Below are 26,021 nucleotides of genomic sequence, written 5' to 3' on the forward strand. Positions count from 1 at the left end.
TCCTACTCCCCGAAAGAAACCTGATTAATCCGCGACCTTCGGGAAGACGGGGGCCTGCGCCACCATTCCCGGCAATTTCCGTTCCATTACCCCGGCCAGCCAGTGGCTCGCTTCGACCATCCGGGCCAGGTCCATGCCGGTGGCGATCCCGCCGCGTTCCAGCATGTAGACCACGTCCTCGCTCGGCACGTTCCCGGCCGCTCCCGGTGCAAAGGGGCAGCCACCCAGGCCGCCCAGCGCGCCATCGACCACCGCCGCCCCGGCAGCAACCGCCGCCCAGACATTGGCCAGCCCGGTATTGCGCGTGTTGTGGAAGTGGACCCGCACCGGCAGCGGGTTGATCGCCTGCCGGACACGTTCGACCAGCCGCGTGACGTGGGCTGGGTTGCCAACACCGATCGTGTCGGCAATCGCCACTTCGACCGGACCGGCTTCGGCCAGCCTTGCGGCCATCGCCACAACGCGGTCCTCGCTAACCTCGCCTTCGAAGGGGCAGCCAAATGAGGCCCCGATCGTGACCTGGGCGGTGCGGCCATGTTCCTTCGCCAGCGCAACAATCGCCTTGGCCGCCTCGACCGATTCGTCGCTGGTCTGGCCCTGGTTGGCCATGGCGAACCGGTCGGTCGCGACGCAAACGGCGCCGAGTTGGTCGATCCGCCCAGTGGCGAGTGCCCGCTCGGCCCCGCGCAGGTTCATAACGAGGCCGATGTAGGTCACGTCATCCCGCTGCGGCAAGCCGGCGCAGACTTCCTCTGCATCGGCCATTTGCGGGACTTTCTTGGGATTGACGAAGCTCGTCACCTCGATCCGGCGTGCGCCTGCGGCGATCGCATGGCCGATCAGCGCCAGCTTGTCCGCCGTCGCGATCAGCGTCTTTTCGTTCTGCAGCCCGTCACGTGGGCCGACCTCGACGAACTCGATTGCTGCAGGATAGGGGAGAGAGCTCATGATGGGCGCTATGCCATTTCTGTATACAAAACTGCAAGGGGCCTATTCGGCGGCTGTTCGCTGTGCGGTGTAAGCATCGAGATAGGCGTAATAGGCGCGGCGGATATGGCCGGTCATGATCGAAGCGGCCCACCCAGCATCGCCGCGGGCAAATGCGGCGAGCAGTTCCTCATGCTCGCGGTGCGAGCGTTGCAGGTTTTCGCGATCGTAATTCTGGGCGGTACGCCAGACCACCGGCTGTTCAATCAGCCGAGTCAGCAGGCTGGCGAGGCGCGACGATCCGGCTGCCGCCAGAATGATCTCGTGAAAGGCGCGGTTGTGATCGAGAAAGGCTGGAATGTCGGCATGGGCTCCCGCGATCGCTGCACCGATCAGCCGATTGTGATGGCGCAGCGCTTCGAGCTGGGCCGGCGCAATCCGCGTTGCGGCGCGGCGTGCGGCCTGGGCTTCGAGCATGGATCGCAGCTCGAACGCGTCTTCGATATCGTCATCCGACCAGTCGGCCACGAAGCTGCGCTGGCTTTCGCTACGGCGGATCAGCAGGTCGGACTCGAGCCGCCGCAGCGCATCGCGCACCGGTGTGCGGGAGACCTCGCAGCGCAGCGCCAGCGCTTCCTCGCTGAGCTGCGCACCGGGCGGCAGCTCGCCGGCGAGGATCATTCCCCGAATTACCGTATAGGCATGTTCTGATGCGCGCGACATGAAGCAGCCTGAATGACTTGACCTGGACTATTTGTATACAATAAGCTGCAGTCCTCGCAAGCCGCCTGGCGATGATGGGTCAAGAATGGGCGGCGGTGAACAGGGAGTACTACAACATGCGGATCACGCGCCTGCTGCTTTCGGCTTCGGCCGCCGGTCTTGCCCTTGGTGCCACCCCGGTTTTCGCGCAGGACAGCGCGGCCGATGGCGCCAGTGAGGAAGAGGCCATCATCGTCACTGCCCGCCGCCAGAATGAGCGGCTGCAGGATGTCCCGGCCTCGGTTGCGGTGCTCTCCGCCGCAACGCTGCAGAACACCGGCGCGAAGAACGCCGACGATTTTGCCCAGCTTACCCCCGGCGTGACGATCGTCACCGGGACGGCCGAAGCGGGCGATACCCAGATCAATATTCGCGGGATCAACGGCGCGCGCGACGCGGAAAGTTCGGTCGCGCTGGTGGTCGATGGCATTCTCAAGACCAACACCGCGCAGCTTAACCAGGTCCAGGGCACGCTGCGCCAGGTCGAAATCCTCAAAGGTCCGCAGGGCGCGCTCTATGGCCGCAACGCTGCGGCTGGCGCGATCGTGCTGCAGACGCTGAAGCCCAAGGACGTGGCTGAAGGCGGCGCGCGCGTGTCCTACGCCAACGAGAACACCTGGGACGCCTCGGCCTATGCCTCGCTGCCGCTGGGCGAAGGCGCTGGCATGGTGCTGAGCGGCGGGTTCCAGCGCACCGATGGCTTCTTCCGCAACATCTTCCTCGGCAACAGCAAGACCGTCGACGACAAGGAAGCCTACAACCTTGATGGCCGCCTGGTCTTCAAGCTGGGCGAGGACACGGAGTTTGACGTCAAGCTGCGCTGGGCGGAGTTCCACGGTGCCTCGCTGCCGTTCAATGCCTCGTTCCACCTGCCGAACTTTGCCGCGGTGAACCCCAAGTTCTACGAAGACGTCGATGCGCACGAATTCCGTTTCTACAACAACATTCGCGCCACCAACGATCAGACCAGCTTCGATGCCTCGATCAAGGTCGAACACAGTTTCGACAGCATGAAGCTGGTGGCCTGGGCGCTGTTCTCGGACATCAAGCAGGACCTCGTGGCCGATGGCACTTCGGCTGACTTTGCCCGCTACATCAGCGCTGCGCTGCCTTCGGGCGGGGCCACGGTGGCTTCTTGCTTTGCCAGCACCGCTGCCAACACCGGCTATCCGGTCAATCAGCCCGGCGGGATCGGCGCGATCCCGGTGCCGTTCATCTTTGCCCCGGCCAATGGCTCGACCTTTGGGCCCTATAGCCCGACCACCTGCGACGGCATCCAGTACCAGCTGCGCAATCAGAAGGACATCAGCGCCGAAGTCCGCCTGGTTTCAACCGGCGATGGCCCGCTTTCGTGGCAGCTGGGCGCCTATTACCTCAACATCGACCGGCAGACCGGCGTCAGCCTGGGCGGCGACACCGGAAGTGGCGTGGTCAAGAACCTCTACAACGGCCCGTCGAGCGTGAACCCTACCTCGCTGCTGCTGGCGGACCAGTTCGATACCAACGTCTATGCCGCCTTCGGCTCGCTAGAATTCAAGCCCAACGACCAGTTCAAGGCTGGTCTGGCGCTGCGCTATGATGTTGAAGACCGCGCTTCGAACTCGCTGGTGCCAACCGCGACCGATCCGTTTACCGGCGGTCCGATCAACCCCGGCCAGGCTTTTGGCCCGCTGACGCCCAAGTCCGCCTCGTTCAAGCAGCTTCAGCCCAAGATCACGCTGAGCTGGACCCCGACGAGCGATCTCAACGTCTATGCCAACTGGGGCATCGGTTTCAAATCTGGCGGCTTCAACAACCAGGGCTCTTCGGCCCTGATCAACGCCAACTTCAACAATGGCGTGACCCCCGGCACGATCAACGCCAATGTCCGCATCAACGACCAGTACCGCAAGGAAAAGTCGAGCGCGTTCGAAGCGGGGGTCAAGGGCACGTTGTTTGACAACCGCATTACCTTTGACCTGGCCGGGTACTATACCCGGATCAGCGACATGCAGTTCTTCGAATTCTTCGTCGGCAGCTTCGGCCTGCTGCGCGTGGTTTCGAATATCGACACGGTCGATGTGAAGGGCGCGGAAATCAACCTTACCGCCAAGGTGGTCGACGGGTTCAAGCTGTTCGGGTCGTTCAACGTGACTGACAGCGAGATCAAGAAGAACTCGTCGCGCACCTACACCGTGGGCAACAAATCGCCCTACACGGCGGACTGGACGCTCAACGTTGGCGGTGAAATCAAGGTGCCGGTGAACGACAGCCTGCGGATCACCGGTCGCGCCGATTACCGCCTGACTGGGCCGACCTGGTTCCACACCGTCCAGAATCAGGAGCGACCGACGCTGTTCAGCGGCCTGCTGCCGATTTCGGCGCTGGCGCTGCCTGGTGTGGTCGGGAATGCCCGCTATGACGTGGCACAGCGCGATACCTTTGGCGTGTTCAACGCCCGCCTCGGCCTTGAAACCGATAACTACCACCTGGTGGTCTTCGCCGAGAACCTGTTCGACAAGAAGTACATCGCCGAAGCGATCCCCGCGATCGAATTCGGTGGCTCGTTCATCTCGCCCGGTGGGCGCCGCCTGATCGGCGTCGAAGCTGGCGTGAAGTTCTAAGCACAGCGGTTCGTACCGAACAAACGAAGGGGCCGGGGGCTTTCGCCTCCGGCCCTTTTGCTTGTCTGGACAAGGCATAAATACCGGGTTGCAATTTGCAACCTAAAACGGCATGAGCTGCTAAATGTCTCGTGCCAAACACCTATTCCCCGCCTTGCTCTTGCCGCTGCTTGCCGCCTGCGGCGCTGCCGAAGCGCCACCCCCGGCCAAGCCGCTGCGTGTCAGTGTGACGCAAGTCGGCCAGGAAGCTGCGGCACCGCAGATCGAGGCGGCAGGCACGGCAGCGCTCCGCAAGGAAATTCCGCTTGGTTTCACCACCCCCGGCCAGATCGCCGGGATCACGGTGCAGGAGGGGGACCGGGTGCGGCGCGGGCAAGTGCTGGCGACGCTCGACATGACCAGCGTCGGCGCCTCGCTCGAAGCCGCCGCTGCTGAGCGTGACCGCGCCGGGGCCGAACTGACCCGCCTCAAACAGCTCTACGCGCAAGGCTGGATCACCAAGGCCCGGCTTGAAGCAGCCGAGGCCGCCGCCCGCAGCGCGAGCGCCAATGTTTCGGCGCGGCGTTTCTCACTGCAGACTGCCCGCGTGGTCGCCCCGGCCGACGGGATCGTGCTCAGCCGCATGGCCGAGCCAGGCCAGATCATCGATGCCGGCATGCCAGTGGTAACCCTGGGCGATGCCAGCAGCGGCTTCGTGCTGCGGGTGCTGCTGGCAGACCGCGATGCCGTGCGGGTTCGGCCTGGCATTCCGGCCGAGGTCCGGTTCGATGCCTTGCCTGGCATTGTCCTGTCCGGTCCGGTGATCGAGGTCGGTGGTCGCTCCGATCGCGGGACTGGGGCCTTTACCGCCGAGATCGCGCTCCCGCCTGATCCGCGGCTGCGCTCTGGCCTGGTCGGCCGCGCGACGATTGCTACGCCGGCGGCCGGTGGCTCGGCCGGGCTGATTATCCCGCCGACCGCAATCTTTTCAGTCCGTGCCGATGAAGGCTTCGTCTATGTGGTCGATGCGCAAAAGCGGGTGAAGGCCCGCCGGGTCGCGCTGGGGCCGCTCACCGCCGGAGGCACCGAAGTACTCTCTGGCCTCAACCGAGGCGAGGTGATTGCCCTTTCCGGCCTTGATCGGCTGCGCGACGGCACACAGATCGATCCGGTAAGCGCAGGCCGCTGATGGGCTTCGTCGCCACTGCCGTTCGCCGCTGGCAGATCACGCTGGTGGCCTTCCTGCTGCTTGCGCTGTTGGGATTCAACGCTTTTCGCGCCATTCCCCGCGCAGTCGATCCCTATTTTCCGATTCCGCTGACAGTGGTGATCGTCACCCTGCCGGGCGCCGACGCGGCCGAGATCGAGGAGACGGTTGCCAAGCCGCTGGAGCGCGTGCTGCAGGGCCTCGACAATGTCCGCGACATCCGCTCGACCTCCAGCGATGGTCTTGCCAGCATTTCGATCTGGTTCGATTACGGCACCGATGCCGAGCAGGCCTATGACCGGACGGTGCGCGATGTAAATGCGCTCCGCCCGCAACTGCCGGGAGGCATCCAGCGGCTCGAGATACGCCGCCCGCGCACCACCGAGGCAGCCATTTCCCAGATCGCGCTAGTCAGCGAGACCGCGTCCTGGCGGCGGATGGAGAAATACTCTGAGGACCTGCGCGACCGGCTCGCCGCGCTGGATGGGGTTCGCAATACCGAGCTTTACGGCCTGCCGACGCCCGAAGTGCGGATCGCGCTTGATCCAGCACGCCTGGCCGAACGGCGTTTGCCGCCGGGGCTGGTGGCGAGTGCGATTGCGCAGGGCGGGGTGGATGTACCGGCCGGGGCGGTCAATGCCGGCAATCGCCGTTTCAATGTCCAGTCGGGCGGGGCCTATCGCAGCCTCGAGGCGATCCGGGCAATTCCCTTGCGCGGCGGGGACGGACAACTGCTGACCGTGGGCGATGTTGCGAGCGTCGAATGGGCCGAGGCGGAGCGGCTTCACATCACCCGGCTGAACGGTCAGCGCGCGGTCTTCATCGGCGTGCGCAAGAAGGACATGACCGACACCCTCGTGCTGCGCGACCGGCTCAAGGCGGTGAAGGAAGCGTTCCAGCAGCAGCTGCCGCCCGACATCAAGCTGGTCTCGGTCTTCGATCAAAGCAATGATATCGAACGCAAGCTCAACCAGCTGGCCAAGGACTTCGGCATCGCGCTGGTGCTGGTGCTGGTTACGCTGCTGCCGCTGGGGCCGCGCGCTTCGCTGGTGGTCATGCTCTCGATCCCGACCTCGCTGGCGATCGGCCTCACCGGCCTCAACATCCTGGGCTATTCGCTCAACCAGCTGACCGTATCGGGCTTTATTGTCGCGCTGGGCCTGTTGGTCGACGATTCCATCGTCGTGACCGAAAATATCGAACGCCACATCCGGATGGGCAAGGACCGGGTCACCGCCGCGATCGAGGGGACCAGAGAGATCACCCTGGCGGTGATGGGCTCCACCGGGGTTCTGATCTTCGCCTTCCTGCCCTTGGCCAACCTGCCAGAGACGGCCGGTGACTTCACCCGCAGCCTGCCGATGGCCGTGCTGCTGACAGTAGCCGCCTCGCTGCTCGTCTCGATGAGCCTCGTTCCCTTTGCCGCCAGCCGGATTCTCTCAGCCAGCGAGAGCCATGATGGCAACCGCTTCCTGCGCTGGGTGACCGACCGGATCGAGCACTGGTACCGCCCGGCCCTGCACTGGAGCCTAGCCAATCCGCACAAGACCGTCTGGGGTGCAATGGCGGCCTGCGTGCTGATGTTCGCAACCATACCGTGGATCGGTTTCAGTCTGTTCCCGAAGGCTGACGTGCCGTACTTCCTGGTCCGGATCGAAGCACCGGAGGGATCGAGCCTGGCGACGGCGGACAAGGCCGTACGCGAGGTTGCCGCGATCATGCAGCAGAAGCCCGAAGTGCAGGATGTGATGGAGAACACCGGACGCTCCAACCCGCAGATCTATTACAATGCCTTGCCGCGTGAGGCCGATACCAAGTTTGGTGAGTTGTTCGTTACGCTCAAGGAATTCTCGCCCAAGGATACCCCCGCGCTGGTTGAGAAGCTGCGCGATGAGTTGGCCCGCTATCCTTCGGCACGCGTCACGGTAGAGCAGTTCGAGCAGGGACCACCAATCGACGCGCCCATCGCAATCCGGATCAGCGGCCCGGAACTGGGCGAGTTGAAGCGACTATCGGCACAATTTGCTGCGACGATCCGCCAGACCCCGGGCACCCGTGACGTGGTCGATCCGCTGGCGATTGACCGGATCGACCTTGATCTCTCGGTCGATCCGGCCAAGGCGGGCCTCCTCAACGTTGCGCCCGATGCCGTGCGGCGTACCTTGCGGCTCGCCATCTCGGGTGAACGTGCCAGCAGCCTGCGCGATGCCGAGGGCGATTCCTATCCGGTGGTGGCCCGCCTGCCGTTTGACCGCGAGGTGCCGGTGGAGGTGCTCAACCAGGTCTATGTCAGCTCGCTGTCGGGCGCGGCGATCCCGCTGGCGCAACTTACCACGCCGAAATTGCAGGCCGGGCCCGCCACGATCAATCGTTTCAAGCTTGAGCGACTGGTTACGGTGACCTCGTTCGTCAAGGACGGCTACCTTGCCTCCAAGGTCAATGGCGATGCGTTGGAACGAGTGCGCAAGATCCCGCTGCCACCCGGCTATTCGATCAGCGTAGGCGGCCAGGCCGAGGTTTCGGCGCGCAACAACAACGGGGTAGGCGGCATCGCCATGCTGGCGGTGTTTGGCATCCTGTGCGTGCTGGTGCTGGAGTTCGGCCGCTTCCGCGAAGTGACCGTAGTCGCCGGAGTGGTGCCGCTGGGCCTGTTCGGCGGTCTTTGGGCGCTGATCTTCACCGGCAATTCGCTGTCATACCTGGCGGTCATCGGGTTCATCGCGTTGATCGGGATCGAGATCAAGAATTCGATCCTGCTGGTCGATTTCACCACCCAGCTGCGCCAGCAAGGGATGGAGCTGATGGAGGCGATCGAGCGGGCCGGCGAGATCCGCTTCCTGCCCGTGCTGCTCACCTCGGTCACGGCGATTGGCGGCCTGCTGCCGCTGGCGTTGTCGGGCTCGCCGCTCTATGCGCCGCTGGCCTGGGTGATCATTGGCGGGCTGGTCTCCTCGACCCTGCTGAGCCGGATTGTCATCCCGGCCATGTACCTGCTGCTGGTCCGCGGAGCGCCGCCGCCAGAGGCCTGAGCAAGAGGCGTTACGGCAGTTTGTCCATCTGGCGGATGAATTGCTTGACTTTGAAGTTGTCCGGACAAATTATCCGTGCCAAGGCGGGGGAAAGCACACCGCCGGGAGCACTCTGTCTACATGTTTGCCGCCAATTCCTTCCTGTTTGTGCCTGGTTCGCGGCCTGACCGGTTCGCTAAGGCCCATGGCAGCGGGGCGGGGCTGACTGTTATCGATTTGGAAGATGCCGTTCCTGCCGAAGAAAAGGCCGCGGCACGGGTCAATGCGCTGGCGCAGGTTGCGAGCGGCGAAGCGGGCTGGGCAATCCGCATGAACGGCGTGGCCACGGCGGCCGGGATTGCCGACCTTGCGGCACTGATTGAGGCCGAACACTTGCCGCCGTTCCTGTTCGTGCCGATGGTTGAAAGCGCGGTCGAGATCGAGATTGTCGCCCGCGCCCTGGGTGAGCGTTGCCCCGAACTGATCCCGCTGATCGAGACGCCCAAGGGCCTGCGCCAGGCGGTTGCGATCGCTTCGGCGCCGATGGTTGGCGGGGTGATGTTCGGCGGCGGGGATTTTTCGGGCGAGCTCGGCGTGGCGCTGGCCTGGGAGCCGCTGCTGGCCGCGCGCCAGGCGCTGATCCTGGCCTGTGCCGAAGCACGGGTGCCGGCGATCGACGTGCCGTGGATCAATCTTGACGATGCCCAAGGCCTTGCTGACGAATGCGCCAAGGCCAAGGCGCTGGGCTTTGCCGCCAAGGCCGCAATCCACCCCAATCAGGTGGCAGCGATCGAGGCCGCCTTTACGCCGACCGCCGCCGAAGTGGCCGAGGCCGAGGCCGCACTCGCTGCCTATGATGCGGCCGGAGGCAAGGTAATCCGTTTCAAGGGCAAGATGCTGGAGGCACCGCTGGTCAAGCGTTACCAGGCCGTGCTCAGCCGGAAGGGGAACTGACAATGCGTGACGGGGCAATCGAAGTCGCACCGGGCCGGTACCGCGAGACCTTCGGCCGCTATTTCGAGGATTTCAACGTCGGGGACATCTATGAGCATCGCCCCGGCCGGACGATCAGCGAAACTGACAACACCTGGTTCAGCCTGCTGACGATGAACCAGCATCCGGCGCACTGCGATGCCGAATATGCCAGCAAGACCGAATTCGGTAAGTGCCTGGTCGCCTCGCCGCTGACCGTGGCGATCATGACCGGGCAGTCCGTATCGGATGTCAGCCAGAAGGCCGTCGCCAACCTCGGCTGGAAGGACATCCGCCTGCTCAAGCCGGTATTTGCCGGTGACACCATCTATTCCGAAACCGAAGTGCTCGAAAAGCGCGAGTCTGAAAAGCGCCCGCAGCAGGGCATCGTCACGATCAAGACCGTGGGCAAGAACCAGCATGGTGATGTAGTCTGCGATTTCGTGCGGATCATGCTGATCTGGAAGCGCGGCTTCGGCCCCGGCGACGATTAAGGAGATCTGAGATGGCAACCGCCGTGGACATGATGAGCGATCAGGGCCGCACGATCGATCCGGCCGAGGAAGAAGCCTTCCTCGACGCGATCGACCGCTGGATCGAACGCTCGGTCAAACCGGTGATCCTGCATCACGACCATAACGACATCTGGCCCGAGCAGCTGGTGCACGAGATGGTCGATATGGGGCTGTTCGGCGCGACCATCGGCCAGGAATACGGCGGCCTCGGCCTGCCGGCCACGACCTATGCCAAGATCGTGATGAAGATCAGCTCCTACTGGATGGCGCTGACCGGCATCTTCAATTCGCACCTGATCATGGCCGCAGCGGTCGAGCGGTTCGGCACCCCGGCGCAGAAGGCCAAGTGGCTGCCCAAGTTTGCCAGCGGCGAGATCCGCGGTGGCCTGGCGCTGACCGAACCCAATGCCGGGACCGACCTGCAAGCGATCCGCACGGTCGCCCGCCGTGATGGCGACCACTACGTCATCAACGGCACCAAGACCTGGATCTCCAACGCGCTCAACGGCTCGTGCTTTGCCCTGCTGGTCAAGACCGATCCCGATGCCGATCCGCGCTACAAGGGGATGAGCCTGTTCATCGCCGACAAGCGCGAAGGTTTCACCACCGGCAAGAAGTTCGACAAGCTGGGCTACAAGGCGATCGACAGCGCCGAGCTGATCTTTGAGGATTACCGCATTCCGGCTGACCAGCTGATCGGCGGCGTGGAAGGGCAGGGCTTCTTCCAGGCGACCGGCGGGCTTGAGCTTGGCCGCATCAACGTCGCCGCGCGCGGGGTTGGCCTGTCGGAAGGTTCGCTGCGGCTCGCCACCGAATATGCCCAGCAGCGCCAGACCATGGGCAAGCCGATTTCTGAGCACCAGGCGATCCAGCTCAAGATCGGTGAAATGGTCACTCGCGCCCGCGCCGCGCGCCTGCTCACGCTCGATGCCGCGATTGCCTATGACAAGGGCGAACGCTGCGACCTCGAAGCAGGCATGGCCAAGTATTTTGCCAGCGAAGCGGCCGTGGCAAACAGCCAGGAAGCCATGCGGATCTACGGCGGCTACTCCTATTCCAAGGAGTATGACATCGAGCGGTTCTATCGCGATTCCATGCTGATGTGCATCGGCGAGGGTACCAACGAGATGCAGCGGATGATCATCTCCAAGCAGTGGGTCAAACGGAACCCGGCGTGAGCGAACTGCACCTTCCCCTCTCGGGTTTCCGGGTTATCAGCGCCGAACAGTACGGCGCGGGGCCCTATGGCACGATGTTCCTGGCACAGTTAGGTGCCGAAGTGATCAAGATCGAGCCGCCGCAGAAGGACGGGAAGGGCGGGGGCGATACCGCGCGCGGGGTGGGGCCGCATTTCACCCGCCCGGGGGAAAGCGTCTATTTCCACGCTTTCAACCTCAACAAGCGATCGCTCACCCTCGATCTCAACGCGCCCGAAGGCCAGGCGATCCTGCGCGATCTGGTGGCAACCAGCCACGCCATGGTCAACAACCTGCGCGGCGATCTGCCGGCTAAGCTGGGCGTTACCTATGATGCGCTGAAGGACGTCAACCCGGCGATCGTCTGTGCGCACCTTTCCGCCTACGGCCGCGACAATGCGCGGGCCAAGTGGCCGGGCTATGACTATCTGATGCAGGCCGAGGCGGGCTTTTGCGCTCTGACTGGCGATCCCGATGGCGAGCCGCAGCGGATGGGGCTCTCGATGGTCGATTTCATGACCGGCACGATCATGGCGATCGGCCTGCTGGCTGCACTGATCGATGCCCAGCGCACCGGGCAGGGGCGCGATGTCGATACCGATCTGCTCTCCGCCGCCGTGCACCAGACCAGTTATCCGGCGCTGTGGTACATGAACAACGGCGACGTGACGGGCCGCACCCCGCGTTCGGCTCATCCCAGCGCCACGCCCAGCCAGATGGTCAAGGCGGCCGATGGCTGGATGTTCGTGATGTGCCAATTGCCCAAGTTCTGGGACATCATGGTCGAACGGATCGGTCACCCCGAACTGGGTCAGGATCCGCGATTCAAGACCAACCCCGATCGCCTCGCCAACCGCGCTGCGCTAACCGAAGTGCTCGACGCGATCTTCTCGCGCCAGCCGATGGCGCACTGGCAGGCGCTGCTGGAAGGACACGTGCCGGTTGCGCCGGTCTACCAGCTGGACCAGGCGCTCAATAACCCGTGGCTGCAGACGATCGGGATGCGCGACAGCGTGGTCCATCCCGACAATCCCGATTTCCAGGTCCTCGCCAGCCCGATCAAGCTCGATGGCCAGCGCTTGCCCAACCGGGCCGGGCCGCTGCTGGGGGCAGACTCCGCCGCGATCCTGGCTGAGCTTGGCTATGGCGAGGATGACTTCGCCCGGCTACGCTCCGCCGGCGTTGTCTGATCGAGGGGGCGATGGGCAAGCTGAGCGGCATCACCGTTGTCGACCTGACGCAGTTCCTGCCGGGTCCGGCCATGACCGTGATGATGGCCGACCAAGGCGCGCGGGTGATCAAGATCGAGCCGCGCGGCGGTGAGCCGGTGCGCAGCCAGGCACCGTTCGAGAATGGCCAGTCGATCTGGTTTTCCAACCTCAACCGCGGCAAGGAAAGCCGGGTGCTCGACCTCAAGAGCGACGATGGCAAGGCCGCCCTGCGGGCGCTGATCGCCGAGGCTGACGTCTTTGTCGAAGGCTTCCGGCCCGGTGTGATGAAGCGGCTGGGGTTCGATTACCCGGCCGTCCGCGCACTCAATCCGCGCATCGTTTACTGCTCGATCTCCGCTTTCGGGCAGGAGGGTGAGCTGGCCCACCATCCGGCGCATGACATGGCGGTCCAGGCGCTCGCCGGGTTCATGAGTGTAAATGACGGACCCGACGGGACGCCGGCGGTGCCGGGCGCGCCCAGCGCCGATCTTGCCGCTGGCCTGACCGCGCTTTCGGCCGTGCTGATGGCGCTGATCGGGCGCGAGAAGACGGGCGAGGGTGACTATATCGATGTCGCCATGTTCGACAGCCTTCTGCCGTGGTGCGCGCATACGGCCGGCAGCGCGATTGCCGGCGGGCCGTCGCCCAAGTCGAGCGAGCAGCGCTCGCTCGGCGGAGCGGGTTTTTACCAGGTCTACCAGACCAGCGATGGCCGCCACGTCGTGCTCGGCGGGCGCGAGATCAAGTTCGCCACTAACCTGCTTACCGCGCTCGGCCGGCCAGACCTGATTGCCCTAGCCGAACAGGAAGCCGGGCCAGTCCAGGCGCCGCTGATCGCATACCTGCGCGAGACGTTCCTGACCAAGAGCCGCGACGAATGGGTGGCGTGGTTCCACGACAAGGACGTGGCTTTCGCCCCCGTGCTCGATTTCCGCGAGGCACTGGATGAGCCGCACGTTGCCCAGCGCGGCTTGCTGGTCGAGGCTGATGGCCGCCACCACATCGCTCCGCCGATCCGCTTTGCAGGTGAAGCGCCGTGGGTACCCGGTACTGTGCCCGAACTGGGCGAGGGCTAGGCGATGTCAGCCGTCGACGTCGATATGCATCGAATAGGCGAAGCGATCGCCCGGGTGGTGGCTGACCGAGATTTCAAAGACGCGGCCCTTGGCATCAAGGTAGCAGCGCAGGATCCGCAAGACCGGGCTACCGCGCTTGAGATCGAGCGCTTGGGCAATGTCGGCGCTGGCGGCAACGGCCTGGATATCCTGCGTAACCTTGCCGATGCTAACTCCGGCGAGTTGCTCGATCTGGCTGAACAACGTGCCGGCACCAAGATCGAGCCGCTCCACCGCCGCATCGACGCTTTCGTGGAAATAGGCATCGGTCGCGGCGATCGGCTGACCGTCGAGTTGCGGGCTGCGGACGCCGCGAAAGCAGGTCCAGGCCCCGCTGGTATCCTCGCCAATCTGCTCGGAGATTTCGCGCGGCAGGTCACCGCGGCCGCGTGGCTCGTAGGTCACGTGAGTATCGCGGGCATATTGCAGGATTTCGCCCACGTTGGAGAGCGGCTGGTGCAGCGTGCCGCCGCGCGCGGCCGCGGGTTGCACCACCGTGCCAGAGCCGCGTTTGCGGGCGATCAGTCCTTCGTTCTGCAACCGGCGCAGCGCTTCGCGGATCGTGAAGCGCGAAACGCCATAGCGCTGGCAAAGCTCGCTTTCGGTGGGAAACTGGTCACGCGCGGCAAACTTGCCGGAAAGGATTTCGGCGCGCAGTTCCCCGGCCACCTGCAGGTAGCGGGGGGCTTCGCGATCACGCGTAACGGTCATGCTGGCAGTCAATCCTTGCTCCCGTCTGGTCCCGGAGGGCGGCTATGAGCGAGCCCTTGCTGGTCCAACTTGTCCGGACACTAGCGCGCCCGATCACGGAAAGCGATAGGGCGCGTGCGCGGCTGCACCTGCTGGACTGGCTCGCCTGTGTCGCGGGGGCGCGCCAGACGCAAGTGGCCAAGGTGCTGTATCAGGCTGACCTGGGCGGTGCGCGCCGGGCCGGTTGGCTGGGCGGGGTGCTGGAGATGGATGACGTCCACCGCAGCGCACTGCTCCATCCCGGGCCAGTGATCTGGGCGGCGGCGCTGGAAGCTGCCGGCGATGTCGATGCCGATCTGGATGCCGTGCTTGATGGGGCGGTGCGCGGCTATCAGGCGATGATCGCGATCGGCGCGAGCTTCGACGCAAAGCACTATGCGCACTATCATAACACGGCGACCGCCGGTCCGTTTGGGGCCGCTGCCGCCGCCGGATCGGTGCTGGGGCTGGACGAAGCGCAGCTGGTCGCCGCGCTGAGCAATGCCGGATCGACCACTGGCGGGCTGTGGCAGATGCGGCACGAAGCCGGGATGACCAAGCAGTGGCACGTCGCCATGGCCGGCAACAATGGCTACTTCGCCGCCTATATGGCCTCACGCGGGCTGACCGGCACGGCATCCGTGCTGGAGGGGCCGCAGGGGCTTTATGCCGCAACCTGCGCTGCGCCAAAGCCGCTTGAGCTGGATGCAGGGTGGCGGATCCACGAAGTCAGCTTCAAGCCCTGGGCGGCCTGCCGCCATGCCCATCCGGTGATCGACTGTGCGCTGGAACTGCGGGCGCAAGGCAAGCTGACCGCGCCGTTCCGGGTTGAGACCTATGCCGATGCCATCGCCTTCTGCGACCGGCCCAACCCGGTGACCGAGGTCAACGCCAAGTTCAGCCTGCAGCACGCCGTGGCAGTGATCGCGAGCGGACGCGAGGCGCGGCCCGAGGACTTCACGCCTGAGGCGATTGCCGAACTGGCGGCACTGCGGGCAGAGGTTTCGGTTTCGGAAGATAAAGCAATTACAATGCGATACCCGGAACACTTCGGTGCCCGCCTCAATGGGTTGGAGCTGATCGACACGCGCGGTGATCCTGAGCGGCCGGTCGACGAGGCGGTGATCAAGCAAAAGATGCACACGCTCGCTGCCTGGGGCGGGCTGCCACCGGAAGAGGCGGAGCGCGCCTGCGCGCTGGCGCTGGAAGGCGATGATGCCGCGGCGATTGCCGATCTGCTTGAGGACTGGCTGGGATGAGCGCGACCGGCGATCTCCTCGCCTTTGCCGGGGCAGCGCACCGTCTGCCCGCGGCTGCGCGCGCCGACGCCGTGCGGCTACTCGGCGATACGCTGGCGGTCGGCGCGGCCGGCGTGAGCGCGCCGGGCGCGGAGGCGATCCTCACTGCGGCGCGGGCCATGGGCAATGGTGCCGAGGCCCGCCTGATCGGGACAGCAGAACGCTTACCCGCACCCGGGGCGGCCTTCGTCAATGGCTATCGCATTCACTGTCTGGAATGGGATGCGGTCCACGAACCGGCCGTGGTTCACGCCATGAGCGTGGTGACTGCGGCGCTGGGAGCCGCGATTGACCGCAAGGGTGGCTGCGATCCTGAAGCGGCGCTGGTGGCGCTCGCTATCGGTGTCGATGTTGCTTCGGGCCTTGGCATTGCCGCGGACTCGGCGCTCAGCTTCTTCCGTCCCGCCACGGCTGGTGTGATCGGCGCGGCGCTGGCGGTGGCGCGGATTGATGGCGCTCCGCTGGAGCACGCGCTGGGGCTAGCCTATTCGAGCGCGGCGGGGACGATGCAGGCGCACGTCGAAGGCTCAATCACCCTGCCGTTCCAGGTCGCCAATGCCGCCCGCGCGGCGGTGACAGCCAGCGATCTGGCAAAGGCAGGATTTACCGCGCCGCTCGATCCGCTGGAAGGGCCGTTCGGGTACTTCAAGCTGATCGATCAGGGCGACCTGTCACGCTACACGCGCGATCTGGGTCAGGTTTGGCGGATTGCCGAGATCAGCACCAAACCGTTTCCCTCCGGCCGCGCCAGCCATGCCGCGCTGGGTGCCTTGCAGGGCCTTGCCGGGCAGGACGTGGAGCGGATTGAGCTCGCCTGTCCGCCGTTGATCCACCGGCTGGTCGGGCGGCCCTACAAGCCGGACATGACCCCGGCCTATGCGCGCCTGTGCCTGCCGTTCCTGGCCGCGCTGATGCTGACTGACGGGCGGATCGACCCGCGCCGCTTCACGCCGGCAAACTTCGCCGATCCGTCGCTCGCAGCGCTGGCCGGCAAGGTCGGGCTGGTGGCAGATGGCAATGCCGATCCCAACGCCCTGTTCCCGCAGGAACTGCGCGTCACGGCCGGCGGGGTGACGCAGACCATCGCCGTGCCGCACACGCTGGGCAGCCCCGATGCGCCGCTCTCGCCCGTCCAAACGCAGGCCAAGCTGGACTTCGCCCGCGAACTCGCTCCGGCTGGGCATGACCCACGTCTGTTCACCGATCCCTTGACCTATTTCACGGACCCGACATGAGCTTCCCGACTTACTTTGAAGCCTTCGACATCAAGCAGATGCTGGCCGATTACCCGGTCGGGGATGCCTTTACCGCGCGCTATCGCAATATCAGCCGCGACGAGATCTTCGCGATCCAGGATGCCCAGTTCCGGCGGCTGATGCAGCGCGGCTGGCAGATCCCATTCTACCAGCGGCTATGGGGCGCGCAGGGGATCGAGCCCGGCGACATCACCGGGCTGGCCGACATCACCAAGCTGCCGGTCTATGACAAGACCGACCTGATGGCCTCGGTCAACGCGCACCCGCCTTACGGCGATTTCGACGGGCGTGGCAATACGCCGGTCGTGTTCCACACCACCAGCGGCACCACCGGTCGCCCGCAGCCGCTGATGTTCGGGCCCAAGGGGCGCGAGGTCACCAACCTGCTGGTCGGGCGGATGTACCGCTGGATGGGGCTGAAGCCGGAAGATGTGGTCCATTCGGTCTATGGCCACGGCATGATCAACGGCGGCCACTATATCCGCGAGGCGGTGACCCACTTCACCAATTCGCTCTTCCTTTCGGCCGGGACGGGGATCGAAACCCGCTCGGTCAACCAGGTCAACCTGCTGGCGGACTTCGGCGTTACGGTAATGGTGGGATTCGTAGATTACATCAGGAAGCTGGCCGAAGTAGCTGAAAATGAAAAACTTTTTGATCGGATCAAGCTGCGCATGATCATCGGTCATTTGGGCACGGAAGATCGCGCCGCGACCGAAGCCGCCTGGCACGGCGCCAAGGCTTATGACTGGTACGGGGTGGGCGATACCGGCTCGATCGCCGGCGAAGGGCCGGACCGGGATGGGCTCTATGTGTGGGAGGATGCCCAGTACCTGGAACTGCTCGATATCGAGAGCGGCACGCCGGTGGCCAAGGGTGAGACTGGCGATATGGTCGTCACCTGCCTGTTCAAGGACGACATCGCCCCCTGCATTCGCTTCAACACCCACGATATCACGCATGAGCTGGATGGACGGGGCGAGCTGGGCTTCAAGCGGATTGCCGGGTTCAAGGGCCGCAGCGACAACATGGTCAAGCTACGCGGCATCAACCTGTTCCCCCACGCCATTGCCGCGCTGATCGAGAACCGGCCCGACCTGACCGGCGAATATGTCTGCCACCTGCGCCGCGATGCCGCGACCAAGCGCGATGACATGGTGGTGACGATCGAAAGCCGCGGCGGCAGCGATGCCAGCGAACTGGCCGAAGTCCTGCGCCGGGGCCTTGGCGTCGAAGTGGCGGTGCAGCTCTGCGCACCCGGCGAAACAGCGGCAGCAACCCAGATCGATACCCGCCAGAAGCCGATCCGGCTGATCGACGAGCGCGGTGTGTGATGGAGGACCGCTGGGGCGCCTTCGTCGATCTTGATCCCGACGCCCAGGGCGGCGAGGGGCCGCTCGCAGGGCTGACCGTCGGCGTAAAGTCCAACATCATGGTCAAGGGCCTGCCCTGGACCGGCGGAATGGGCCTCTATCGCGATCGGATCGCGGGCCGCGATGCCGAAGTGGTCACCCGCCTGCGCGCGGCTGGGGCGGTGATCCTGGGCACAGTCAACATGCACGAAGCAGCATTGGGGGCCCTTACCGACAATGCCTTCTATGGCCGCACCCATAACCCGCACCGCCATGACTACACCCCCGGCGGCTCGTCTGGTGGCAGCGGTGCGGCGGTGGCGGCGGGGCTGTGCGATCTGGCGCTAGGCACCGATACGATGGGATCGGTCCGTATTCCGGCGGCCTATTGCGGGGTCTATGGCCTGAAGCCGACCGAGGGCGCGGTGAGCAGCGATGGACTGGCCTTTCTGGAGCCCTCGCTTGACTGCATCGGGCCGCTCGCCGCCAGCCTCGACATGCTGGAGCAGGCCTGGCCAATCCTGGCAAGCGATCCGGGCCATGCGGTCACGTTCAACCGCGCTTTCGTGCTTGGTCGCCAAGGTGAAGTTGCGGTTCAGCCTGCCGTCACGGCCGGTTTCGAAGCCGCGCTGCGCGCTCTGCCGTTGACGCCCACAATGCTCGACCTGCCCGACAGCCTGACCGACATCCGCATGGCCGGGCTGGTCAGTGCCGGACAGTGGCTGATTGCCGATCTTGGCCCCGAGTACCGCGAGGATAACCCGGGCCTGTCGGATGAGCTCAAGTTCATCCTGAAGATCACCGCCGGGATGGAGCAGCGCCCCGAAGTGCTGGCCCGTACCCGCACTGCCTTGCGTGAGGCGCTGGGCAGCGACGGCGTGCTGATCATGCCGACTGCGCCGCAAGTGGCCTTTCCCCACGGCACCCGCGCCCCGTCAAACCAGGCCGACTTCACCTGCCTCGCCAATGTCGCCGGGCTGCCCGCGCTGGCGCTACCGTCAGGATGGAGCAAGGATGGCCTGCCAGTCAGCGTCCAACTGGTCGGCCCGCCGGGCAGTGAGCCGGGCCTGATCGCGCTAGCCCGCCAGCTCGATAACCAGTTGCAAGCTTACCGCCGTCCGCCAAACATCGACATCTGAAGGGAGAGAAACCATGCGCATCGTCTGCCTGTTCAACCTGAAGGAAGGCGCCAGCCGCGAAGCCTATGAGGCCTGGGCCCGCGGCACCGACATTCCTGGCGTCAATGCGCTCGGCTCGGTGCGCGGCTTCACCGTCCACCGCGCCACCGGCCTGTTCGGTTCGGATGCCAAGCCGCCCTATGATTATATCGAGGTGATCGACATTCACGGGATGGATGCTTTCGTGGCCGATGTCTCCGATCCCGAATTCCAGAAGGTCGCCGCAGGGTTTGGTGAATTCACCGACAACCCCTGCTTCATCCTGACCGAGGACCTCTGAAAATGGGCCGGTTCGCGGGCAAGACGATAGTCGTCACCGGCTCGGGTAAGGAAAAGGGCCTGGGCCAGGGCATCCTGCGCCGTTTTGCCGATGAGGGCGCGAACTGCGTCGTCTCGGACTTGGCGATCGATGCCGAGGCCGAGGGCGTGGCCGAAGACCTGCGCGGGCGCGGTGTAAAGGTTGCGACGATTGCCTGCGACGTGTCCGATCCGGCCCAGTGCCAGGCGCTGGTCGATCAGGCGGTCGCGGCGCTGGGTTCGGTCGATGTCTTCGTCAACAACGCCGGGATCGGGTTCATGATGAAGCCGATGCTGGAGGTTGATCCGAAGGACTGGGCGACGGTCATCGCGGTCAATCTGTCGGGCGCGTTCTATTGCACCCAGGCGGCAGCCAAGGCGATGATCGCTGCCGGGCCAAAGGGACATTGGGGGTGCGGACGGATCATCAACATCGCCAGCCAGGCGGCCAAGACCGGCTTCCCGCACCTGCCGGCCTATGTCAGCTCCAAGCACGGCATGGTCGGCCTGACCCGCGCAACGGCGGTCGAGCTGGGCGCGCACGGGATCACCGTCAACGCGGTCTGCCCGAACCATGTCACCACCGGCCTGGGCGCGCAGCAGAACGAGTATTTCTCCAAGCTGCTCGGGTTCGACACGGTCGAGGCCTACCTCAAGAACATGGCCGCCAAGAACCCGATGGGCCGCCCGGGCCTGCCCAGCGATACGGCTGCTGCCTGCGCCTGGCTCGCCAGCGACGACGCCTTTTACGTCACCGGCGAGGCGCTCAACGTCTCGGGCGGCGAGGAGATGCATTGATGCGTGAGGAACGGATGGACCTGCCCGGCGACGCGAAGATGGCGCTGTCGGTCGTGGTCAATGTCGAGGAAGGCAGCGAGCAGACCATTGCCCGCGGAGACAAGGGGATGGAGCCGGTCGACGAGCTGGGCATCTTCATCAAGGCCCCGATCCGCAACTATGCGAACGAGAGCAACTACCTTTACGGGATCAAGGCCGGTGCGCCGCGCGTGGTCAAGCTACTGAAAGCTTTCGATATCATGGCAAGCTGGACGGTTGCCGCCCTGTCGCTTGAGAACCATCCCGAGATTGCCGAGGCCATCGTCGAACTGGGCCACGAGCCGGTCAGCCACGGCTGGCGCTGGGTCCACCAGTTCCGCTTGAACGAGGACCAGGAGCGCGAGTTCATCCGTAAGGCGGTGGCGAGCATCGAGCAGACCTGCGGCGTGCGCCCCTATGGCTGGCTGTCGCGCTATATGCTGACCGACAACACCCGCCGCCTGCTGATCGAGGAGGGCTTCTCGTACCACATGGACGATTACAGCGGTGACGTGCCGTTCTGGGATCGCGAGACGGTTCCGGAGCGGCCGATGGTGATCGTGCCCTATCAGCTCGACAACAACGACATGAAGATGTGGACCGATCCGGCCATGACTCCGGAGCAGTGGTTGGCCTATGCGATCCGCAACTTCGATCAGGTTTACCGCGAAGGGCTGGAAGGCAATCCCAAGATGATGAGCCTGGGGCTCCATCTGCGGATCATCGGCCGGCCGGGGCGAATCTGGGCGTTGGAGGAGTTCTTCCGCCACGTCCGCCAGCACGACGGGGTCTGGGTGACGACGCGCAAGGCGATTGCCGATAACTTTGCCCAGACGGTGCCGGCATGACGCTGCGGCTCACCACTGGCGAACATGTCGCCCGGCTGTTCATCGACCGGGCGGACAAGCGCAATGCCTTCAACCAGGCGATGTGGGAGCAGCTTCCCGAACTCGTGCTGCAGGCGATGGCCGATCCGGCGGTGCGGTTGCTGACGATCGAATCCGCCCATCCCGGCGTGTTCTGCGCCGGGGCGGACATTGCCGAACTCCTCGCCAACAAGGACGAAGCCCAGTGGCGCGCGGCCAACCAGGCCGCGATCAACCGCGCCCAGCACGTGCTCGCGCGGGCCGAAAAGCCGGTGATCGCCTATATCGATGGCGATTGTGTCGGCGGCGGCTGCGGAATTGCCCTGGCGGCCGACATCCGCGTCGCCACCCCGCGCGCACGGCTGGGGATCACCCCGGCCAAGCTGGGGCTGGTCTATCCGCTGCATGACACCAAGCTGCTGGTCGATCTGGTCGGGCCGGGGCAGGCCAAGCGGATGCTCTATACCGGCATGCTTCTCGATGCGCATGAAGCGTTGCGGATTGGGCTGGTGGATGAAATCGCCGCTAGCCCTGGCCATCTCGAAGACGTTATCGCGGCCAATTCGCTTCATTCGACCAGCGGCATGAAGCGCTTTGTCCGCCGCGTGCTCGATGGGCAGGCCGATGACGATGCGGAGACCTTGGAAGTGTTCGCACAGGCCTTCACCGGGCCCGATTTCCTCGAAGGGACCAGCGCCTTCGTCGCCAAGCGCAAGCCGGAGTTCAAATGATGGCCATTCCCCACGGAACGATCATGGGCGGGCTCTCGGTGGTGCCGGACCTGGCCGCTGCGCTGGCCGATTACCAGGGTGTGCTGAAGCTTGACCTGATTCACGAAGGCCCGCTGCCGGAGGACCTCGCGGCCAGCTGGGGCTGTCCGGCCAGCGCCGGCGCGCGCCATGCCGTGCTGCGGCCCAAAAGCGGCAACCCGTGCTGGTTCCGGCTGGTCGAGCAGCCCGACCATCCCGAATTCAAGCCCACGACCACCTTCGGCTGGGGCGCGTTCGAGTGCACGGTCGAAGACGTGTTCGGCTGGCCCGACCGGCTCAAGGGCAGCGGCTTCACCATCGTTGGCGAACCGCGCGAACTGCCGGGGATGGACGCCTTTATCCCGATGCAGGTGCTCGGTACCGGGCGCGAGATGGTTTACCTGAACCAGGTCTTTGGCGACATGGCGAACGTCGATCTGCCGCGCGCCCAGTCGATCACCGACCGGATCTTTATCGTCATCCTGGGCACGCCGAGCCGGGCGGAGTCTTGCCGCTGGTACCAGGAGCGGCTGGGGCTGGAGCCGGTCGACACCTTCGAACTGCCCTATGCCATGATCAACGACGCCTTCGGTCTGCCGGCTGACACCATCACCGCGCTGACCATGGTCCAGGCCGGACGGATGCCGATTGTCGAAGTCGACGATTACCCCGCGCAGGCCCGGCCGCGCGCCCGTCACGCCGGGATGCTCCCGCCGGGCAATGCGCTGGTAAGCCTGGCGATGCGCGATCTGGATGCCTGCAAGGTGGACTGGATTGCACCGCCAGTGCCTCGCGATGGCGCGCTTTACGAAGGCCGCCGCGCGGGCACCTGCCTGGGCTATGCCGGCGAATTGATCGAACTGGTGGAGGTGGGATAATGGCGCTCTATTGCATTCACGCGATTGATGGACCCGAGGGTGCACAAATCCGCCCGCGGCTGATCGGGGCGCACCTGGCCCATGTCGAGGCCAATATCGATCGCTATTTCGTCGCCGGTCCGCTCAAGAATGCGGAAGGGCAGACCATCGGCTCGATGCTGGTGGTCGAGGCGGCGGATGAGGCCGATGCCCGCGCTTTCCTAAATCGGGATCCCTATGCCGGGGCCGGTCTGTGGAGCCAGATCCACATCGCGGCCTTTGCCGCCGTGGCGGGCACCAGTGTGGGCGGAGCGGCCTGGAAGAACTGACCGCCCCGTTTTAGCCCTTACTTTACGCCCATTTCCTTGAGCAGGTTATCGGCGCCGTCGACCTTGTCCATGACCCACAGCATATAGCGGTGGTCGACATGGATGGTGCGGTTGATCTCCGGGTTGAAGCGCCAGTCGGAGATGACCCCGTCAAGCGTGCCGTCAAAGGCCAGGCCAACCAGCTCGCCCTTGGCGTTGAGCGTGGCTGAGCCGGAATTGCCGCCGGTGATGTCGACCGTGGTCAGGTAATTGACCGGCAGCGTGCCGAGTTCGGGTGCGGTATAGCTGCCATAGTCCTTGGCCTTGATCAGCGCGATCGCCTTTTCCGGTGCGTCGAATTCGCCCTTGCCGGTGTGCTTGGCGGCCATGCCTTCGGCGGTGGTGAAGGCGCTCCAGGCTACGCCGTCCTGCTTGCGGCCGGTGACCTTGCCCCAGGTGATCCGCAGCGAAGAGTTGGCATCGGGATAGACCGGCTTGCCCTGTTCGCGGGTGAAGGCCATCCGCCCGGCCATGACCGTGCGCTGCGCTTCGTTCAGCTTGCCGCTTTCGTCCTTTTCTTCGTCCAGCCGCTTCTGGCTCCAGGGATAGGCCGCTACCGCCAGCTGGATGAACGGATCGGTCGAGGCCTCGAACTCGGCCGCCGGCTTGTCGAGCCAGGCGAGGCGCGTGGCCGTGTCGGCCAGCTTGGTCTCGCCATAGAGCTTGTCCAGACCGATAGTGTCGAGCTTGGTCAGCAGGGCATCGTTGCGCTCGCCTGCCGGGACCGCACGGTAATGGGTCAGCGCCCATTCCATGATCTGGCGATCGACGCCGGCGTCAAACCGGCGCTCGATCTGCTTCAGCCCTTCGCTTCGCGGGGTGCGGTCACGGTCCTGGAAACCAGTTTCGCGAAGGGCGTCGGGCTTTTCGCGCTCTTTGGCCCAGCGGTACAGCGTGGTCGCGGCTGACAGCAGCTGCGCGCGGCCAAGCTGGCCCATGCGAATGTCGTTCACCGCACGCTTGTCCTGCGCGGCGAGCAGGGCGTCGAGCTTGGCGAGCGCTGGGCCGTAGGCCGCCTGGCGCTTGAGATCGGCGGCAACCCAGGCGCGGAAGGCCTTGTCTTCTTCGTCCTTCGCCTCGATCAGCCGGATTGCATCGGCCCCGGCCATCTGGCCCAGCAGGTTCTTTTTGGTGTTGTCGGCACCCTTGACGCTGCTGGCATACTTGATCTGCGCAGCCTGGTTGCCTGCGGTCAGCTTGTTCACCAGGTCCGAATAGTCGGACAGCAGCTTCTGGTTGAGCGGATAGCGATCGGCGAAGACTGACTTGGTCTCGCTCGCCATGCGCCAGCGGTTGGTGTTGCCGGGGAAGCCCGCCAGCATCACGAAATCACCGTCCTTCAGCCCGTCCTTGGCCAGCGTCAGCCAGGACTTGGGCTGGTAGGGGACATTGTCCTTCGAATAGCTGGCCGAGCTGCCATCCGGGCCGACATAGGCGCGGTAAAAGCCGAAGTCGCCGGTGTGGCGCGGCCACTGCCAGTTGTCGGTCTCACCGCCGAAATTGCCGATCCCGCCAGCGGGGGCATAGACCAGGCGGACGTCCTTGATCTCCAGCTGCTGCTGCAGGAAGTAGCGCTCCCCGCCAAAATAGCTGCGCACATCACAGCGGCGGTTTGGCTGCTTCTCACACGCGGCGATCAGCACCTTGCGGTTGGCATCCATCCGGTCATAGCGCTGGCGGCTGGTCAGCTTGGGGGTGACGCCCTTAAGCATGTCGGTGGTGACGTTGCGCAGGTCCTCGATCACGTAGATCCGGGTGCCGGGCGCGGCAGGCAGTTCGGCGCTCTTGTCCTTGGCCAGGAAGCCGTCGGTCAGGTAGTCCTGCCCAGGCTTCGAATTGTACTGGATCGAGCCGTAGACGCAGTGGTGGTTCGAAACGACCAGCCCCTGCGGCGAAACGAACGAGGCCGAGCAGCCGCCCAGCGAGACGATCGCGTTCATCGGAGCCTTGGTCAGGTCAGCCAGCTGTTCGGGCGGCACCTGCGCGCCGGCTTCCTTCATCTGGGCGGCCACTTCGGCCATCTGGCTGGGCAACCACATGCCTTCATCGGCGGCGGCCGGAGCGGCCAGGGCCAGTACCGATACGCCGGCAGCAATCATGCGAAACGTCATTCAGCTCTCCACGTCAGTTCTTGCGCGCACCGGAATCACCCGGCCGCGAATGGAGCGCGCCAAAGCGCAACTTCGCGCGCGCCGCAAGCTGGATCGTGGGGCAGGGTGGTCAGGGGGCCGGGTCGGGCTTCACATCCGGCGTGGTGTTGTCCATGTCGCGCCAAAGCAGCCAGCCCTTGCCCGCGCGCTTGTAGATCAGCATTGAGCGGCCGGCGGTGCGGATCGCAGGTTTGCCGGGAAGCTGCGCGGTCATCCAGTACTTGGCGACCAGCACGCCCAGTTTGCCCTCGATCGCGATATGCTCAGGCTCGAAGCGGAAAGCGACCGTGGCGCCCTGGTCCTTGAACCGGCGCAGGTAAGCGATGATCGCGTCGGCGCCCTTGGCGACCGGGGCCTTGTCGGTCATCAGCCAGGCGTCATCGGTGTAGAGCTTGCGCAGGGCCGCCCAGTTCCCGGCCGAATAGGCCGCGTTCCACAGGTCACCCTGCGCGGCAATCTCGGCCTTCTGGTCGCGCGCGAGGGCGGCGGATGGCAGCAGCGCCAGCACGAGGGCAAGCAGTAGGGTTCGGATCATCGCAAGGCTCCTTCAGGACCGGATGGCCAGCATTGCAAAGATGTCCGGACAAATCCATAGTCCTTGGCATCGGAG

At 64.9% G+C, this 26,021-nt stretch carries 23 protein-coding genes; 18 read left to right on the plus strand and 5 right to left on the minus strand.

What is annotated here, in order from left to right; translation table 11 throughout:
* Positions 1–24 precede the first annotated feature (24 nt).
* Together FRF71_RS11040 and FRF71_RS11045 are read right to left on the minus strand one after the other, a co-directional pair.
* Complete coding sequence (locus FRF71_RS11040) at positions 25–948, minus strand: hydroxymethylglutaryl-CoA lyase (RefSeq protein ID WP_147090701.1); 924 nt, start codon at positions 946–948, stop codon at positions 25–27.
* Between the two features lie 42 nt (positions 949–990).
* Entirely contained in the window at positions 991–1,650 is a 660-nt protein-coding gene (locus FRF71_RS11045) for a GntR family transcriptional regulator (RefSeq protein ID WP_147090702.1), read from the minus strand.
* A 116-nt stretch (positions 1,651–1,766) separates the two neighbouring features.
* Here FRF71_RS11045 and FRF71_RS11050 point away from each other — a divergent pair, with 116 nt between their 5' ends.
* The 8 genes from FRF71_RS11050 (at position 1,767) to FRF71_RS11085 (ending at position 13,456) form a co-directional block, all read left to right on the plus strand.
* Entirely contained in the window at positions 1,767–4,292 is a 2,526-nt protein-coding gene (locus FRF71_RS11050; protein ID WP_147090703.1) for a TonB-dependent receptor, read from the plus strand.
* Between the two features lie 124 nt (positions 4,293–4,416).
* Positions 4,417–5,460: an efflux RND transporter periplasmic adaptor subunit gene (locus tag FRF71_RS11055; RefSeq protein ID WP_147090704.1), complete on the plus strand. Its 1,044-nt coding sequence runs from the start codon at positions 4,417–4,419 to the stop codon at positions 5,458–5,460.
* Positions 5,460–8,507, plus strand: a complete 3,048-nt coding sequence (locus FRF71_RS11060) for an efflux RND transporter permease subunit (protein ID WP_147090705.1) — start codon at positions 5,460–5,462, stop codon at positions 8,505–8,507. Before FRF71_RS11055 ends, FRF71_RS11060 begins: the two co-directional genes overlap by 1 nt.
* Positions 8,508–8,627: 120 nt before the next feature.
* Positions 8,628–9,440, plus strand: coding sequence for an HpcH/HpaI aldolase/citrate lyase family protein (locus FRF71_RS11065; RefSeq protein ID WP_147090706.1), 813 nt, complete (start codon positions 8,628–8,630; stop codon positions 9,438–9,440).
* A gap of 2 nt (positions 9,441–9,442) precedes the next feature.
* Positions 9,443–9,952: a MaoC family dehydratase gene (locus tag FRF71_RS11070; protein WP_147090707.1), complete on the plus strand. Its 510-nt coding sequence runs from the start codon at positions 9,443–9,445 to the stop codon at positions 9,950–9,952.
* Between the two features lie 11 nt (positions 9,953–9,963).
* Positions 9,964–11,151: an acyl-CoA dehydrogenase family protein gene (locus FRF71_RS11075; RefSeq protein ID WP_238339201.1), complete on the plus strand. Its 1,188-nt coding sequence runs from the start codon at positions 9,964–9,966 to the stop codon at positions 11,149–11,151.
* Positions 11,148–12,359 carry a CaiB/BaiF CoA transferase family protein gene (locus tag FRF71_RS11080; RefSeq protein ID WP_238339203.1) on the plus strand — a complete coding sequence of 404 codons (1,212 nt, stop codon included), beginning with the start codon at positions 11,148–11,150 and terminating at the stop codon, positions 12,357–12,359. Before FRF71_RS11075 ends, FRF71_RS11080 begins: the two co-directional genes overlap by 4 nt.
* Positions 12,360–12,370: 11 nt before the next feature.
* Positions 12,371–13,456, plus strand: coding sequence for a CaiB/BaiF CoA transferase family protein (locus FRF71_RS11085; protein WP_147090708.1), 1,086 nt, complete (start codon positions 12,371–12,373; stop codon positions 13,454–13,456).
* A 6-nt stretch (positions 13,457–13,462) separates the two neighbouring features.
* Here FRF71_RS11085 and FRF71_RS11090 read toward each other — a convergent pair whose 3' ends face one another.
* Positions 13,463–14,206, minus strand: a complete 744-nt coding sequence (locus FRF71_RS11090; protein WP_147090709.1) for a GntR family transcriptional regulator — start codon at positions 14,204–14,206, stop codon at positions 13,463–13,465.
* Positions 14,207–14,250: 44 nt separating this feature from the next.
* On the opposite strand from FRF71_RS11090, the gene FRF71_RS11095 reads away from it, so the two are divergent.
* The 10 genes from FRF71_RS11095 to FRF71_RS11140 are packed head-to-tail and all read left to right on the plus strand — an operon-like array spanning position 14,251 to position 23,222.
* The gene (locus FRF71_RS11095) at positions 14,251–15,483 is read left to right on the plus strand and encodes an MmgE/PrpD family protein (RefSeq protein WP_147090710.1); all 1,233 of its coding nucleotides are present in this window, start codon (positions 14,251–14,253) and stop codon (positions 15,481–15,483) included.
* Entirely contained in the window at positions 15,480–16,757 is a 1,278-nt protein-coding gene (locus FRF71_RS11100; RefSeq protein WP_147090711.1) for an MmgE/PrpD family protein, read from the plus strand. Before FRF71_RS11095 ends, FRF71_RS11100 begins: the two co-directional genes overlap by 4 nt.
* Positions 16,754–18,112, plus strand: coding sequence for a phenylacetate--CoA ligase family protein (locus FRF71_RS11105; protein WP_147090712.1), 1,359 nt, complete (start codon positions 16,754–16,756; stop codon positions 18,110–18,112). Before FRF71_RS11100 ends, FRF71_RS11105 begins: the two co-directional genes overlap by 4 nt.
* Positions 18,112–19,269, plus strand: coding sequence for an amidase (locus FRF71_RS11110; RefSeq protein ID WP_147090713.1), 1,158 nt, complete (start codon positions 18,112–18,114; stop codon positions 19,267–19,269). The genes FRF71_RS11105 and FRF71_RS11110 overlap by 1 nt, the downstream gene beginning before the upstream one ends.
* 13 nt (positions 19,270–19,282) lie before the next feature.
* Positions 19,283–19,588, plus strand: a complete 306-nt coding sequence (locus tag FRF71_RS11115; protein WP_147090714.1) for an EthD domain-containing protein — start codon at positions 19,283–19,285, stop codon at positions 19,586–19,588.
* A 2-nt stretch (positions 19,589–19,590) separates the two neighbouring features.
* Positions 19,591–20,403: an SDR family NAD(P)-dependent oxidoreductase gene (locus FRF71_RS11120; RefSeq protein WP_147090715.1), complete on the plus strand. Its 813-nt coding sequence runs from the start codon at positions 19,591–19,593 to the stop codon at positions 20,401–20,403.
* The gene (locus tag FRF71_RS11125; RefSeq protein WP_147090716.1) at positions 20,403–21,269 is read left to right on the plus strand and encodes a polysaccharide deacetylase family protein; all 867 of its coding nucleotides are present in this window, start codon (positions 20,403–20,405) and stop codon (positions 21,267–21,269) included. The genes FRF71_RS11120 and FRF71_RS11125 overlap by 1 nt, the downstream gene beginning before the upstream one ends.
* Positions 21,266–22,018 (plus strand): enoyl-CoA hydratase/isomerase family protein, encoded by a 753-nt coding sequence (locus tag FRF71_RS11130; protein ID WP_147090717.1) that lies wholly within the window; start codon positions 21,266–21,268, stop codon positions 22,016–22,018. The genes FRF71_RS11125 and FRF71_RS11130 overlap by 4 nt, the downstream gene beginning before the upstream one ends.
* Positions 22,018–22,914, plus strand: coding sequence for a VOC family protein (locus FRF71_RS11135; protein ID WP_238339205.1), 897 nt, complete (start codon positions 22,018–22,020; stop codon positions 22,912–22,914). The genes FRF71_RS11130 and FRF71_RS11135 overlap by 1 nt, the downstream gene beginning before the upstream one ends.
* Positions 22,914–23,222: a YciI family protein gene (locus tag FRF71_RS11140; protein WP_147090719.1), complete on the plus strand. Its 309-nt coding sequence runs from the start codon at positions 22,914–22,916 to the stop codon at positions 23,220–23,222. Before FRF71_RS11135 ends, FRF71_RS11140 begins: the two co-directional genes overlap by 1 nt.
* Positions 23,223–23,239: 17 nt before the next feature.
* Here FRF71_RS11140 and FRF71_RS11145 read toward each other — a convergent pair whose 3' ends face one another.
* Together FRF71_RS11145 and FRF71_RS11150 are read right to left on the minus strand one after the other, a co-directional pair.
* On the minus strand, positions 23,240–25,372 hold the full coding sequence (locus FRF71_RS11145) for a S46 family peptidase (RefSeq protein WP_147090720.1): 2,133 nt from the start codon (positions 25,370–25,372) through the stop codon (positions 23,240–23,242).
* Positions 25,373–25,481: 109 nt separating this feature from the next.
* On the minus strand, positions 25,482–25,946 hold the full coding sequence (locus tag FRF71_RS11150; protein WP_147090721.1) for a YybH family protein: 465 nt from the start codon (positions 25,944–25,946) through the stop codon (positions 25,482–25,484).
* Between the last annotated feature and the right edge of the window lie 75 nt (positions 25,947–26,021).

The sequence above is a fragment of the Novosphingobium ginsenosidimutans genome (assembly GCF_007954425.1).
Taxonomy (GTDB): Bacteria; Pseudomonadota; Alphaproteobacteria; order Sphingomonadales; family Sphingomonadaceae; genus Novosphingobium; species Novosphingobium ginsenosidimutans.

Coding starts and splice junctions, on each gene's coding strand:
- FRF71_RS11090 (WP_147090709.1), bottom strand. CDS start 14,206: ATGACCGTTACGCGTGATCGCGAAGCCCCCCGCTACCTGCAGGTGGCC.
- FRF71_RS11100 (WP_147090711.1), top strand. CDS start 15,480: ATGAGCGCGACCGGCGATCTCCTCGCCTTTGCCGGGGCAGCGCACCGT.
- FRF71_RS11070 (WP_147090707.1), top strand. CDS start 9,443: ATGCGTGACGGGGCAATCGAAGTCGCACCGGGCCGGTACCGCGAGACC.
- FRF71_RS11120 (WP_147090715.1), top strand. CDS start 19,591: ATGGGCCGGTTCGCGGGCAAGACGATAGTCGTCACCGGCTCGGGTAAG.
- FRF71_RS11040 (WP_147090701.1), bottom strand. CDS start 948: ATGAGCTCTCTCCCCTATCCTGCAGCAATCGAGTTCGTCGAGGTCGGC.
- FRF71_RS11135 (WP_238339205.1), top strand. CDS start 22,018: ATGGCCATTCCCCACGGAACGATCATGGGCGGGCTCTCGGTGGTGCCG.
- FRF71_RS11085 (WP_147090708.1), top strand. CDS start 12,371: ATGGGCAAGCTGAGCGGCATCACCGTTGTCGACCTGACGCAGTTCCTG.
- FRF71_RS11125 (WP_147090716.1), top strand. CDS start 20,403: ATGCGTGAGGAACGGATGGACCTGCCCGGCGACGCGAAGATGGCGCTG.
- FRF71_RS11075 (WP_238339201.1), top strand. CDS start 9,964: ATGGCAACCGCCGTGGACATGATGAGCGATCAGGGCCGCACGATCGAT.
- FRF71_RS11110 (WP_147090713.1), top strand. CDS start 18,112: ATGGAGGACCGCTGGGGCGCCTTCGTCGATCTTGATCCCGACGCCCAG.
- FRF71_RS11150 (WP_147090721.1), bottom strand. CDS start 25,946: ATGATCCGAACCCTACTGCTTGCCCTCGTGCTGGCGCTGCTGCCATCC.
- FRF71_RS11105 (WP_147090712.1), top strand. CDS start 16,754: ATGAGCTTCCCGACTTACTTTGAAGCCTTCGACATCAAGCAGATGCTG.
- FRF71_RS11145 (WP_147090720.1), bottom strand. CDS start 25,372: ATGACGTTTCGCATGATTGCTGCCGGCGTATCGGTACTGGCCCTGGCC.
- FRF71_RS11060 (WP_147090705.1), top strand. CDS start 5,460: ATGGGCTTCGTCGCCACTGCCGTTCGCCGCTGGCAGATCACGCTGGTG.
- FRF71_RS11055 (WP_147090704.1), top strand. CDS start 4,417: ATGTCTCGTGCCAAACACCTATTCCCCGCCTTGCTCTTGCCGCTGCTT.
- FRF71_RS11095 (WP_147090710.1), top strand. CDS start 14,251: ATGAGCGAGCCCTTGCTGGTCCAACTTGTCCGGACACTAGCGCGCCCG.
- FRF71_RS11140 (WP_147090719.1), top strand. CDS start 22,914: ATGGCGCTCTATTGCATTCACGCGATTGATGGACCCGAGGGTGCACAA.
- FRF71_RS11115 (WP_147090714.1), top strand. CDS start 19,283: ATGCGCATCGTCTGCCTGTTCAACCTGAAGGAAGGCGCCAGCCGCGAA.
- FRF71_RS11130 (WP_147090717.1), top strand. CDS start 21,266: ATGACGCTGCGGCTCACCACTGGCGAACATGTCGCCCGGCTGTTCATC.
- FRF71_RS11065 (WP_147090706.1), top strand. CDS start 8,628: ATGTTTGCCGCCAATTCCTTCCTGTTTGTGCCTGGTTCGCGGCCTGAC.
- FRF71_RS11050 (WP_147090703.1), top strand. CDS start 1,767: ATGCGGATCACGCGCCTGCTGCTTTCGGCTTCGGCCGCCGGTCTTGCC.
- FRF71_RS11045 (WP_147090702.1), bottom strand. CDS start 1,650: ATGTCGCGCGCATCAGAACATGCCTATACGGTAATTCGGGGAATGATC.